We start from the raw sequence: 12299 nt of genomic DNA, 5'->3' as shown, positions 1-12299 counted from the left end.
TCCCTTAGATCGACCGTTATCTGGATTCTGCAGCAGTACCGAGTTCCTGAAGGATCGCTTCAGTATGCTCGCCCAGTCGCGGGATCCGCCCCATTCGCGCCTCCCATCGATTGTTCCGCCCGGGCGGGAGGAGAGCCGGAATCTCCCCAGCCGGGCTCTCGACGAAGCGCCAACGGTCGCGAGCTCGCAACTGAGGGTGCTGCCACAGCCTCGCCATATCGTTCACCGACGCATTGGCAATGCCCGCCTTATCGAGGCGCTCAAGCACTTCGGCACGGCTCAAAGTTTTGAACTTTTCAAGGATGATGGCGTCCAGCGCCTGCCGGTTGGCGTTGCGTCGCGTATTGCTGGCAAAGCGCTCGTCCAGCGCCAGCGCCTCATTCTCGAGAACGTGCACGCAGAAGGTGCTCCACTCCCGCTCGTTCTGCAGGCCCAGCATGACGGTGCCATCGCCCCCTGTAGCGAAAGGGCCATAGGGGTAAATACTGGCGTGGGAGGCGCCTGCCCGTAAGGGTGGCGATGCACCATCAAAAGCGTAATACAACGGATAACCCATCCACTCGGTCAGCGCTTCGAGCATCGACAGGTCAATGTGTGCGCCCTCCCCGGTTTTGCTACGCAACAGCAGGGCGGAGAGGATATTGCTATAGGCGTACATACCGGCGGCGATGTCGGCGATCGAGTTGCCGGCCTTGCTCGGCGTGTCGGGCGTGCCGGTGATGGAGAGAAAGCCTGCTTCGCTCTGGATCAAGAGGTCGTAGGCCTTTTTGTCGCGGTAAGGACCGTCGCTACCGTAGCCCGAGATGTCGCAGACGATGAGCCGGGGATGCTCGACATGCAGTGAGGCGTAATCGAGCCCCATCCGCGCCGTGGCGCCGGGCGCCAGGTTCTGCACAAGCACGTCCGCCTGGCCCACGAGGGCCTTCAGGGCTGACAGGCCCTCGGAGTCCTTGAGATCCAGAACCAGGCTTTCCTTGCTACGGTTGGTCCAGACAAAGTGCGACGCCTCGCCGCGGACCCGATCGTCGTAGGCGCGAGCGAAATCTCCCGTGTCTGGCCGTTCGACCTTGATGACGCGTGCCCCCAAATCCGCGAGTTGACGCGTGCAGAAAGGCGCCGCGATGGCGTGCTCGAGGGATACAACGGTAATGTCCTCTAGCGGCAGTGACATTTCGGAATCTCCGGCGTTCACGTCAGGGTCGCGGTTGCTTGCATCGTGAGCCACCCGTCGTGATCGGCCGCCCATAGGCTGACAAAGTGCTCGTCTGCAGACAGCGTGCCGTTCAGGCTGAACGATTTCCCGTCGAACGTGGGACGAATAGCCTTGAACTGGAAGCGGGCAATCTCCCGGCCAGGCGCCCGCCGTCGAACCAAATCAATAAGAAGCGTAGCAATGAGGGGTCCGTGAACTACCAAGCCGGGATAACCTTCAACTTTGGTCACGTACTCGCGATCATAGTGAATGCGATGTCCGTTGAACGTCAGGGCCGAGTAGCGGAACAGAAGAACATCGTCAGGCTCGACATTGCGCTGCCAAGGGGCACCAGTTGGTGCTGGTGTAGGAACTGGCTCCGCATCGGCGGGGTGTTTCGCTTCTCGATAGACAATGTCGTGAAACTCAGTGATCGCTGCTTCAGTATGAGTAGCGCGAAAGAGTTCATGGCGGACCTTGACGAACACCAGCCGACCGGTGCGCCCTTCCTTGATGGCAACATCGTCGATCGTCGACACCCGTTGGATCAAATCGCCGACTCTTAGCGGCGAATGGAATTCGAACTGGCTCCCCGCCCACATCCGACGCTGTAACGGCACCGGCGGCAAGAATCCGCCCCGGCGAGCATGGCCGTCCGAACCCAGTTCGCTTTGTCGATGAGCGGGCAGAAAATACAGCCAATGCCACAGTGGTGGAAGCGGCATCCCCTCTGAGATTTCCATCTCCGGGAGATCCAACGTCGCGTTCAGCGCCCGGACGGGCGCACGCGTGATTTCATCATTGAGAGTTTCGCTCCGTCCGATCCATTGGCGCAGATGCGAAAGATCGGTAGTTGTGTCGCTCATTCCTATCGTGTCTCCTGAGAAAGTCCGAACGCCTCAGCGCCGCGAACGGTATCGCGGAATGCACCCGCGCGATGTTTGTCGCCCATCTAAAGTCATCAAGACGCCGTACATTCATGGCCATTGCGATGGCCCGTGGTTGAGCGATGGCGCAATCCGCGTCCAGGCGGCGGGCTTCGTCTCTTGCTTCGCGGGCTGTTTCGATGGGGACGTGCATCACCGAACGGGGAGAAAGTCCCGCGACCCGCGATCTTAGCCGGTCGGCCCCTTGCTTCGCTTATGCCTGCTGCTCGGGGGGGATACAGCACCAAGGCACGGTGCGCGTTGAGCAGATCGATTTCCTGCTCAAAGCGACGCAATGAGCCCACGCCGAAAACGACGCGCAAGGGCTGGCCATGAAAGACGAAGTCTCGCAAAGCCACTCAATCCTTCGCCGAGGCCGGCTTCAGCACAAAGTCGTATTCCACCAAATACGTGCCATCAGCCTGGCGTTTCCAATCCGTGATCAGGGATTGACGCACCCCGAACACTGCATCTGAGTCTAGATACTGGTCGTCGCTGCGGAACACGTGCGTGGTCAGGGTCTCGTAGCCCGGCGCCTTGATCAGGAAGTGCAGATGAGCCGGCCTCCACGGATGACGCCCTGTGGCTTCGAGCAGCTTGCCAACAGGGCCGTCATGCGGAATTGCGTAAGGCACGGCCAGGATGGACTTGAACCAGTACTGACCCTCGCCATTCGAGCGCAGAATGCCCCGCGCCTGCGCGTGCCCGATCTCAGGGTGCTGCACGTCATACAAGCCATCCTCGTCTGACTGCCAGACGTCGAGGTGTGCGTTGGCGACTGCCTCACCATTGAGGCTGCGCACGGTGCCTCGCACCAAGCAAGGAACGCCACGTGCGCCGTTGGAAATGTCCGCGCCCAGCTCGTAGTGGGGAGCTCCCTCGACATGGAAAGGCCCGAACACCGTGGCCTCGGTACAGCCCTTGGGCTTGTCGTTGTTCTGCGCCACCGTAAGCATTGAAAGCCCTAGGATATCGGACAGCAAAATGAATTCCTGGCGCTTGTCGTCGGTAATGTGACCGCACGCCGTCAGAAACTCAATGCCCTGGAACCACTCACCTTCAGTTAGATCCACTTCACGCGCGAACTGATGAAGGTGCATCACCAAGCTCGTCATGATTTTCTTGAGCCGCGGGCTCGCGGTATTAACGTGCCGTGCGAGCACCGCTTCCGTAATCGTGTTCTGGTTCAGATTTCTCATGGTGGCCCCTATGTCTGTCCAGGCCCGAAACATTTTGGCTCACAGCTATTCCAGAGCACAGTCATGCCTTGGCCAACACCGATGCACATCGTGCACAGCACTTTAGTGCTCGCCGTTCGCATGCAATTGGCTGACCGACGTTGTCGTCAACTGGCTGACGGCGCCGACGATCGCGTTGGGCTGAACAAATCATGACGCCCCACCTTCAACTCGCCGTGTAAGCCAGTCGCGCAGACTTGCCGACACCATCTCCGGAACTTCGACAGTCGAAAGGTGCCCGCAAGGGAAAATCTCCAGTTCGGCCCCGGGCACCGATCGCGCGATTTCGTTGGCCAGGCTAGGTGCCGAAATGCGGTCTTCATCACCGGCGATCACGAGCATTGGCACGGTGATCTGCCGCAATTCGCTGCGTCGGTCTACGCGATCGAGCACGGCCCGTTGCTGTCGCAAGTACCCGTCGCGGCCAACCGTACGAGCCATCGCGGCCGCGAGGGTCGCGACCTCGGCCTTACCCCCGGCGACGGTCTCAGCCAGCTTATCCGCGACCGTATCGAACAGATCGCGCTTGGCATCCCCGAGAAGAGCAGTTGAGCGTTGCACCTGGAGCGACGTCGCGGGTCTCGCATTCGTATTCAGAAGGGCTACTCCCGCCAAGCCGGCGTTCCCACGTAGCGCCACCTCCAGCGCCACGTACCCCCCCATAGAAATGCCGGCAATCGTAAATCTGCCGGGAGCCTCTGCCAGAATCTCGTCAGCAAAGTCGGGGATCGACTTACCGCTGCAGCGGGCAACAGTTGGCTCAACTATGTCGGAAAGTCGGTCAACGACGGGCTGCCACAGGCGTCCATCCGAGGCCAATCCAGGAACGAAGATAACCTGATGCTTGCTCAAGGGGCGCTCCATGTCATATTCAGGCTTGGAGCCTCTGGCTGCACGCCGTCAGGGGACGGATCGCGCGCCCCAGAGGCCGCCACTTAGATCTGCCGGAGAAACTCAAATCGTCTCGCTCTGCGGCAACATTGCGGATAGGGCTAGCGGCTCAGAGCTCATCCGGGACGTCAGCATCAAGCGCTCGAGCAACGTCGCCTTATCGGCGGCAAGGTGTCGAATCTTCGCCATATCGGCAGCACGCTGTGCCGGATCGCTGGTATCAAAGATCATGCGCTTGTTCTCCGATGCAGCAGGTGAGACGATCTCAAGAAAGACGCGACGACGGTCTTCCGCATACCTGTCAAGCAACTCATCTCCGGCTCGGCCCTGCACCACAGCGGCAAGAGCTTTGTAGAGTGCGTAGACATCGAACAACCCACCAACGAGGCCGTAGCCCCCACTAGGATTAGTGGCATGCGCAGCATCGCCCGCGAGCAGCACTCGCCCAACGCGAAACTTCGTGGCCGCACGCTGATGCATCCGATAAGGTGAATAGGCGTCCAGCTTGTAATCCTTCGCATCGGGGACAATTACCCCCAAGAACTCCCTCATGCGCTCTGGGATGCTTTCCTCTGGTAGGTTCACATCCTCGCTGTAAGTGCACCGCCAGAGATCATTTCGGTCCAGCTTGACGATGATGGCTCCGAAGGTCGAATCGATCAGAAACGTCGATCGAGCAAAGCCATACTTGGAGAAGTCGAGATAGAGATTCGCAGCGACGAAGCGCTTCGGCCAGGTGATACCCTCGAACTCCAGGCCCAGCTTACTTCGAACCGTACTGCCGGCACCATCAGCACCAACAAGCCAGCCACTGCGGAACTCGAGTTCTCCGCTAGGTCCAACGGCTTGAACCGACACACCTTCGGCGTCTTGTGTGATGTCAGTGACGTTGACGCCCCAGTGAACAGCCGCGTTCGGATAGGCAGCGAGCTTTCGCAGCGCGATCTCTGCGAGCAAATGCTGACCGAGGTGGAGATTATAGGGAAACTTCGTGCGCCCTTCCAAAACATCCAAGCTGTATTCGATACGGTCGCCGGTCAGATATTCAATATAGCAATAGTCCTGCTTTGAAAATCCGACTTGAAGTGCTTCCTCTAGTAGCCCCAACTCCGACAAGCCTTCAAGACAAGACCAGTGATAAGCGATCGCGCGCGGCGACGATATGACACCTTTCGCTCGTTCCAATACGTTGACGGCGATTCCGGACTTCGCCAATCCAAGAGCCGCTAATAGCCCGACAGGGCCAGCGCCGACGATTGTGACGGCTTTTGCAGAGCTCATGATCATGCTCCCCTCTTATGAACTTGGCCCTTCTACGGAATTTACCGTTGCCGAAAAATGTCTTCAGCACAGAACAGACGTTCCAGGGCTGAATGAATGGGTTCGTTGCGCAGATCCGGCGAGACTGGTCCCCGCGGCCAGTCCGCAGGGACTCGAATACATTCTTCCATCGATCACTCTGGAGTCGCCTCGGCGCCGCGCACTGGCCCGAACAATTCCCAGTGCTCGCCTTTGAAGCGCATCATTCGCATCTGCTCGATCGGCGCAAAATCGGTCGGCGAAGTGTTTATTGTGATTCCGGGTAAAAGCGTGTCCGTCGTGAATTCTTTCAGGCTTGCCGCCTGCTTCATGACGTTCGCGCGGGTGAGATTGTCGCCACACATCTCGAGCACTTTAACGAGTGTTTGCGCGACTCCGTAACCGTGGACAATGCTTCCATCGGTTTTGTCAGCGCCCGGCATGTATTTGTCGACGAACGACGACCATTTCTTCATGCCGGGATCATCCTTCCACTGAGGATCAGCTCCTTCTTTGTTGTAAGCAGCCGACAGAACTCCTTGGGCATTCTCGAAGCCGGCGGGCTTCATTACACTGCCAACGAAGGATGCGCCGTTATTGACGATCTGCAACGGCTTCCAGCCGAGTTCAGCGGTCTTTCTGATAGCTTGAGCACCAGACTTAATCGTCGCGAATATGAAAAGAACATCGGGATTGGCCGCTTTGATCTTGACGATGTGAGAGTCGATCGACGGCTCGGTCACCTCGTAGCTTTCTTCCATGATGATCATCGAGGCAGCTTTGGCCCCAAGACCCTCCTTGATGCCCTTTAGGTAGTCCTTTCCGAAGTCATCATTCTGATAGAAGATCGCGATCTTCGCGTCCGGCTTTTCCTTCATCAGCCATTTCGCGTAGATCTGAGCTTCCGTTTGAAACCCGAGCTGCCAACCCATGGTCCAAGGAAAATTACTCGGATCATTCCACTTCGCGGCGCCGCTTGCGACAAAGAGTTGCGGCACCTTCTTGGCATTTAGGAACTTTTGAATAGCGGAGTTGGTCGGCGTACCGAGCGGGCTGAACACGAAGAGCACCTCGTCACTCTCGATGAGCTTGCGAGCCTGCTCGACGGCCTTCGGCGGCGAGTAGGCGTCGTCATAGGAGATGAAGTTGATCTTGCGGCCGTTGATGCCACCATTATCGTTGACCATCTTGAAATACGCTTCTTCGGTCTTGCCCACTATGCTGTAGGGCGACGCCGGTCCGCTATAGGGCATGAGATTGCCGATCTTGATCTCGGTGTCGGTCGCGCCGGTGTCGTATTTCTTTTGGGCCAGAGCTGCGCCGGATGTGAAAGCTGCGAATGTCACCAAAAGAGCGATTGGTAGCCTCATCGAAAGCATCTTGATTTCCTTTCCTAGTTTTAGGTGTTTCTCAATCTTCGCATCAGCTCTAGGCCGATCATCCCAATCTGCCTTGCGCCACGATGCCGCTCGCCGAAGGCGACGGGCAGCGTGATGACGAAGGAGGCCGCGGAGCGCACGCCCGTTGTGCCGACTGCCAGGAAGCAAATGTCGTAAACATCACCATCTCGTCCTTGCCCGAAGTTGAGATGGTCGACTGGTGGTAGAGATCATGACCACCGCGAGCGCCTTACAGGCGTGGATGGCGCCGGTGGCAATCCCAGCCAGGACTTGGTTGGTGAAACGCTCCATCGTGCCGGCTCCTCAGGAGCCCGGACAGGATTTACGGATTTCTTCGTCCTTCGCGATGTCCTTGGCGTTGCCCGCCATCACGATGCGTCCGGTCTCAATCACATAGACCTGGTCGACGAGCTCTAGCGCAAGCTGGGCGTTCTGCTCGACAACCAGGATCGACACCTTGTCCTCGCGGTTGATCTTGCCGAGTATCCCAAATAGGTCGCGCACGATCAGCGGGGCAAGGCCGAAAGTGGGCTCATCTAACAACATCAAGCGCGGCCGCAGCATCAGCGCACGCGCGACCGTCAGCATCTGCTGCTCGCCGCCGGAGAGCGTACCGGCCTGTTGGGTGTGCCGCCGCTTCAGGACCGGGAAATAGTTGTAGATACGCTCGATGTCGGAGCCGATCTGGAATTTGTTCTTTCGGGTGATGGCCCCGAGCTGGAGATTCTCTTGCACTGTCATGTTGATCAAGGCGCCACGCCCCTGTGGGATGTGGGCGATTCCCAGGCGCGCGACCTTCCCAATCGATCGGCCGACAAGCGGCTTACCGTCGAACTCGATCGCGCCGGTGAAGCGCACCATGTTGCAGATCGCTCGCAGCGTCGTGGTCTTGCCGGCGCCGTTGGCGCCGAGCAGCGCCGTCAGCGAGCCCTCGTTGAGCGAGAAGGACAGGCCATGGAGCGCCTGCACCTTGCCGTAATAGGCACGCAGGTCCTTGACGTTAAGCAGCATCGTCATTGGTCCTTGCCCTTGAGATAAGCCTCGATGACGTCGAGCTGCTCGCGAACGTTGAACGATGCACATCGGTTTGGCCATCGCCTAGTCAATCCGATCATCCCAGCCTTCGTCGCCGCGTGGAGGCATCGTTGCGAACTCCAAGAACACCTTAAACCGACGATATCTCAATGATCGACGCAGCGGCATGGCCGCCTCCGAGGAGCGGCGAGCACCTGCCTGAGATCGCCAGGCACCTTGCGGTACTCCCATCGTCGTCCGGTACGCAGCATGGACCTTTGATAAGCTCGTACCAACATCTCCGTATACGTCAACGTAACTGCGGTCGCATCCATCACCGCGACATGATCGAGCTCTCGAATGCCCCAATGCACGGTCAGCTCGTTCAACACGCCCTCTCCTGGAATAATGATGTCCGCCCCGGCCTCGATCGCTCTGCGAGCGGCCATCTCAAAAGCCGCCCTGACCTTCTCAGGCTCGTCAAAGGCGCGCTGTAGATCAAATTCATTGAAGGCCGGATCGAGGCTAGCGATCTCTATGACGCGTGCATTCAGTTTGTGGCGGTCCACACACTCTCTCAGCATCCGCACACCTGCTGGCGAGATCGTCACGATTCCGATCTGCGGGGCAACCGAACAGCCGGCCAGGAGACAACTCTCCATCATTGACGTGACCGGGATATCGAGAGTCGCTCGGGCGTCGCGCAGCGCGAGCTCGGCAAACGAAGCGATCATAACAGCGTCGAATCCTTCGGACTCGGCATGTTCGAGCTGCGCAAGCACAACATTCGCAACACGGCTCCTCTCGCGCGGATACTCGAGAGCCAGCGCGGGAGAGGAGGAGCCATAAGTCCCGATCGGTACTCCATGCAGCACGACCTCGACCCCCGGGCTCGCAACCGCCGCGAAGCGGCGCGACAGCGATTCGGCATAGTGAGGAAGCGCTTCGAGTTCTGTGACGGACTGGTGCCAAATGCGCATCTTATCGCTCGCTACACGGCCACTCGTCAGCGCGTTAGACTCTGTTTGACGCAGTGTCTTTTGAGACATCCCCGCATCGTCTCTACGACCTCTTTGGAGGCCTCCAGGATTGACTTGTGTCCACAGGGAAGGCTCTCAAGCTCGGCATTGGGAATGAGCTGGGCCATCTCGTTATTGATGCTCGGCTGCGCGAGAAGATAATCGTCTCCCGTGATTACGGGGGCTTGCGCCAACGAGCGGTCAGGAATGCCAGCGCAGTTCTGACTAAAGTGTCCTCTCCACGAGCCCGCCCAAGCCGACGGGCAGACGGCCCTCCGCCCGGTGACGCTGTCTACAAGAGACATGGTTAGCCTTTTTGTTTGCTCCCTAACGTGCACATCTCTAGTCGTGCACTCGCCTTCAATAAAGGCTCCAATTGCAAGACATTCTTTCTTGAATCGGACGAATACGAGAGAGCATTACTCGCAAAATTACTGCGTGTAGACGCAACGCGGAGGCTCAATTAAATCCCCAAACATCTCATGGGGAGCCGGCCACCACCTGCTCGGCGACTACTCCATCCATTTTCGCTCGTAGTCGAGCCGAGCGAAGTGCGCGAGGAGAAAGTCCATGAAAACGCGGATTTTGGCAGGCTGATGCTTGCGTGTGTGGCATGCCATGTTGATGACGACGGGAGGCAGCTCCCAATCAGCGAGGACTGGCACAAGGCGGCCCGCCTTGACGTCCTCATAGATCGTATACATCGGTTGAAGCAGGATGCCGCCCCCCTCAAGTGCAGCTGCGCACAGCACTCGGCCTTCGGTGGCCAGCAGTGCCGGCCTGAGGCGTACCGTCTCGATCGTATCCCCCCGCGAAAAGCTGTGCGGATGAAACTCTCGTGAGAAGCCATAGATGAGGGTGGGGTGTTGCTCCAACTCCTTGGGCGTCGTCGGCGCGCCGTACTCGGCGAGGTATTTCGGAGAGGCGACGGGCACGTAACGAGCTCGCGCGAGCTTGCGCACGGTGATGCCCGAGTCCGGCTCGACGGGACGGGTGCGCACGGCGATATCCACGCCCGACTCGATTGCATCCTCATGGTGCTTAGTTGTAATAATATGAACGGAGATGCCGGGATACGAGCGCCGAAATTCGGGAACGACCGGCGCAATATGCATCATCGCAAATGAAGGCGAACTGGTGAGCGACAGTACGCCAGAAGGTTGTGCACTGTACTCGCTGACACATGCGTCGGCGTCCGCGATGCCCGCGAGCAACTCCACGCAATGTTGAAGGTACGCGCGACCAGCTTCCGTCAGCCAGAGTCGACGAGTTGTTCTCTCGAGTAGCCGAGCTCCTAACCTCTGTTCCAGCTGACTGAGACAGCGACTTGCTACCGGATCCGATAGACCAAGTTTTTCTGCTGCGCGCGTGATGCTTCCAAGCTCTACAGCCTGAACAAACAGCTCCATTTGAGTCAGGCGATCCACAGGACTTTTCCAGGCGCGTGAAGCCAACGTGTAGGTGTTGCTTCCAATGTTGCGAACCTCGAAGCTCTTCTGACGTACTGACTCAATTTCTGTCGGTTCTGCGTTTGATCCGGCTGGCACTGATACTTCGCAATCGATCGACGATCGCCGCCGGCGAAGGATACTCAGGGCTCGCTCGGTACTTGACGGTGAAGTCATTTGCAAAGCCTCAATGGTCTCCAAGCCCCACAAGCTGAGAGACAGTCTCGGTCAGGCATTTATGGTACAGCCCGGCCGCTTGATCAAACATCCGCGCCGCCAGTCATAGGCACTGAAGCGCAAGTCCTGCTGCGTCAGCTTGGTCCATATTGGCCTCCTCATCTAGAGAGGCAGCCATCTGGAATCGGAGTCTTCGCCCAATGGGCTAGATAAGGTTGCTTTCGATCTGGAACGAGCGCTAGAGCGATAGCACAGCCCCCTCTTCCAGCCCCTTGCTTCTTTCAGACTAGCTGTCGTCATGACCAAGAACAAATGATACCCGCGAAATACACCCTTTCCATATATGAAAGAATATATACCTTATAATTGAGGCGCGTCTCATGCACATTCAACGATTGTACTATCTGTGGTTTCTATGGATGAACGCCGGGCTAGCAGGCCAGACCTGAAGCTGAGCCCGGACCGGCCAATGTCAGACACCGATCTCCTCCCAAGTCCTTGACAGATGGGCCCAGATCTTGAGAGCGCCACGAAGGTGGGACGCTTCAAAGTGGATAGTGCACCATGTTACGCCATCGTCCGCGTCGCTTTAGCGACTACTAGCAACGATATGCGGTTATCGGGAGCTGTCATTCGGCTCTTGTATTACCGCAACAATCAGGGAAGAATATTTTGCCAAAGAATGCGGCATCTCACGAAGACGTCCGCCGACTCGGATGCGACCGTGCGTAACGAATTAAGTGAACGGCAAAAGCAGTTGGGCGAATTTCTGCGATACATGCGCGAGCATGTATCGCCTGAGGAGATCGGACTTTCTCGTAGCGCCCGCCGTCGCACGCCGGGATTGCGCAGGGAAGAGGTAGCCGAAATTATCGGAGTGAGCACGGACTGGTACGCGTGGCTTGAGCAGGGCCGAGATGTGCATCCGTCGGAACAGGTCGTAAATCGACTTGGTCAAGCCTTCCGCTTAAGCGTCGATCAGATAACGTATCTTGGCCGACTTGCCCGGCCGCGCTCTAAGTCTTTCGAGGAAACGTCGGTTCCCGCGCGCCTCATCGAGTTGATCAATTCCTTCCCGTTTCAGCCAGCTTATATAAGGAATCTTCGCTGGGATATCCTCGCTTCCAACGCGGCGCACAGCAAGGTTTTCGATCACTGTCACAACTCGACGTCCGAACTTCCGAATATGCTCAGGCTATTCTTCACTGACCCCCGCTTCCGCGAAGTCACACTGAATTGGGACGAAATTGCCCAAGAGGTCGTAGCGAAGTTTAGAGCGGACTGGAGCTGGAATCCTGAGGACGAAGGTTCTGTGGAGCTGGTACGGGAATTGGAGGCAAAGAGTCCGGAGTTTTCGAAGTGGTGGACTCAGTATAGCACAAAAGAGAAGCTTACTTATCCCTTAGAATTACAGCATCCAGTCGGAGGACGCATAAGCCTCGATAGGGTTACGATGCATCCAGAAGGCGAGCTGCGACAAAGCGTTGTTGTGTACCTGCCCGCCGGGGCCGCTTCTATGAAGACAATCATAGCGCTCTGCAAGTAGACCTGATTTGTGATGGACTCTGAGGGTGACCGGACCGGTCCAGATCCAGCGATCAGCGGAGTGATCTACGATCAGTCATGCTGGTCCGTATGTTGGATGCTTGCGGCAGCCTCCGCAGGCCGGATGTAAGAATATCGTAGCAGCAGGGC

10 protein-coding genes and 1 pseudogene are annotated in these 12299 nt (G+C 57.8%); 1 reads left to right on the top strand and 10 read right to left on the bottom strand.

The features are described 5' to 3' along the window. Window positions 1-16: 16 nt before the first annotated feature. From AS156_RS32975 to AS156_RS32930, 10 genes and pseudogenes are all read right to left on the bottom strand, one after another. Window positions 17-1171 carry a CaiB/BaiF CoA transferase family protein gene (locus tag AS156_RS32975; RefSeq protein ID WP_066513536.1) on the bottom strand — a complete coding sequence of 385 codons (1155 nt, stop codon included), beginning with the start codon at window positions 1169-1171 and terminating at the stop codon, window positions 17-19. Between the two features lie 17 nt (window positions 1172-1188). Beyond that, on the bottom strand, window positions 1189-2058 hold the full coding sequence (locus AS156_RS32970) for an HTD2 family dehydratase (protein WP_066513535.1): 870 nt from the start codon (window positions 2056-2058) through the stop codon (window positions 1189-1191). Window positions 2059-2477: 419 nt separating this feature from the next. Further along, window positions 2478-3317: an intradiol ring-cleavage dioxygenase gene (locus tag AS156_RS32965; protein WP_066513612.1), complete on the bottom strand. Its 840-nt coding sequence runs from the start codon at window positions 3315-3317 to the stop codon at window positions 2478-2480. 189 nt (window positions 3318-3506) lie between these two features. After that, the gene (locus AS156_RS32960) at window positions 3507-4208 is read right to left on the bottom strand and encodes an alpha/beta fold hydrolase (protein WP_066513611.1); all 702 of its coding nucleotides are present in this window, start codon (window positions 4206-4208) and stop codon (window positions 3507-3509) included. 102 nt (window positions 4209-4310) lie between these two features. Then, entirely contained in the window at window positions 4311-5528 is a 1218-nt protein-coding gene (locus tag AS156_RS32955) for an FAD-dependent oxidoreductase (RefSeq protein WP_066513610.1), read from the bottom strand. Window positions 5529-5701: 173 nt separating this feature from the next. Further along, window positions 5702-6925 (bottom strand): ABC transporter substrate-binding protein, encoded by a 1224-nt coding sequence (locus AS156_RS32950; RefSeq protein ID WP_066513534.1) that lies wholly within the window; start codon window positions 6923-6925, stop codon window positions 5702-5704. Window positions 6926-7020: 95 nt separating this feature from the next. Then, a pseudogene (locus AS156_RS45835) lies at window positions 7021-7237 on the bottom strand (branched-chain amino acid ABC transporter permease); the annotation flags it as partial. A gap of 12 nt (window positions 7238-7249) precedes the next feature. After that, entirely contained in the window at window positions 7250-7963 is a 714-nt protein-coding gene (locus AS156_RS32945; RefSeq protein WP_066513533.1) for an ABC transporter ATP-binding protein, read from the bottom strand. 164 nt (window positions 7964-8127) lie between these two features. Continuing rightward, window positions 8128-8940 (bottom strand): aspartate/glutamate racemase family protein, encoded by an 813-nt coding sequence (locus AS156_RS32940; protein ID WP_066513532.1) that lies wholly within the window; start codon window positions 8938-8940, stop codon window positions 8128-8130. 551 nt (window positions 8941-9491) lie between these two features. Then, window positions 9492-10406: a LysR family transcriptional regulator gene (locus tag AS156_RS32930; protein WP_066513530.1), complete on the bottom strand. Its 915-nt coding sequence runs from the start codon at window positions 10404-10406 to the stop codon at window positions 9492-9494. A gap of 922 nt (window positions 10407-11328) precedes the next feature. Here AS156_RS32930 and AS156_RS32925 point away from each other — a divergent pair. Next, window positions 11329-12150 (top strand): helix-turn-helix transcriptional regulator, encoded by an 822-nt coding sequence (locus AS156_RS32925; protein ID WP_160331181.1) that lies wholly within the window; start codon window positions 11329-11331, stop codon window positions 12148-12150. Window positions 12151-12299: the final 149 nt, after the last annotated feature.

This window comes from Bradyrhizobium macuxiense, assembly GCF_001542415.1.
Taxonomy (GTDB): domain Bacteria; phylum Pseudomonadota; class Alphaproteobacteria; order Rhizobiales; family Xanthobacteraceae; genus Bradyrhizobium; species Bradyrhizobium macuxiense.
The sequence above is the reverse complement of the archived record's forward strand: the minus strand, read 5'-3'. Positions and strand labels throughout refer to the sequence as shown.

What these genes read in the sequence shown, in the direction of transcription:
- AS156_RS32970 (WP_066513535.1), bottom strand. Translation starts at nt 2,058, where the DNA reads ATGAGCGACACAACTACCGATCTTTCGCATCTGCGCCAATGGATCGGA.
- AS156_RS32955 (WP_066513610.1), bottom strand. Translation starts at nt 5,528, where the DNA reads ATGAGCTCTGCAAAAGCCGTCACAATCGTCGGCGCTGGCCCTGTCGGG.
- AS156_RS32945 (WP_066513533.1), bottom strand. Translation starts at nt 7,963, where the DNA reads ATGACGATGCTGCTTAACGTCAAGGACCTGCGTGCCTATTACGGCAAG.
- AS156_RS32940 (WP_066513532.1), bottom strand. Translation starts at nt 8,940, where the DNA reads ATGCGCATTTGGCACCAGTCCGTCACAGAACTCGAAGCGCTTCCTCAC.
- AS156_RS32975 (WP_066513536.1), bottom strand. Translation starts at nt 1,171, where the DNA reads ATGTCACTGCCGCTAGAGGACATTACCGTTGTATCCCTCGAGCACGCC.
- AS156_RS32950 (WP_066513534.1), bottom strand. Translation starts at nt 6,925, where the DNA reads ATGCTTTCGATGAGGCTACCAATCGCTCTTTTGGTGACATTCGCAGCT.
- AS156_RS32965 (WP_066513612.1), bottom strand. Translation starts at nt 3,317, where the DNA reads ATGAGAAATCTGAACCAGAACACGATTACGGAAGCGGTGCTCGCACGG.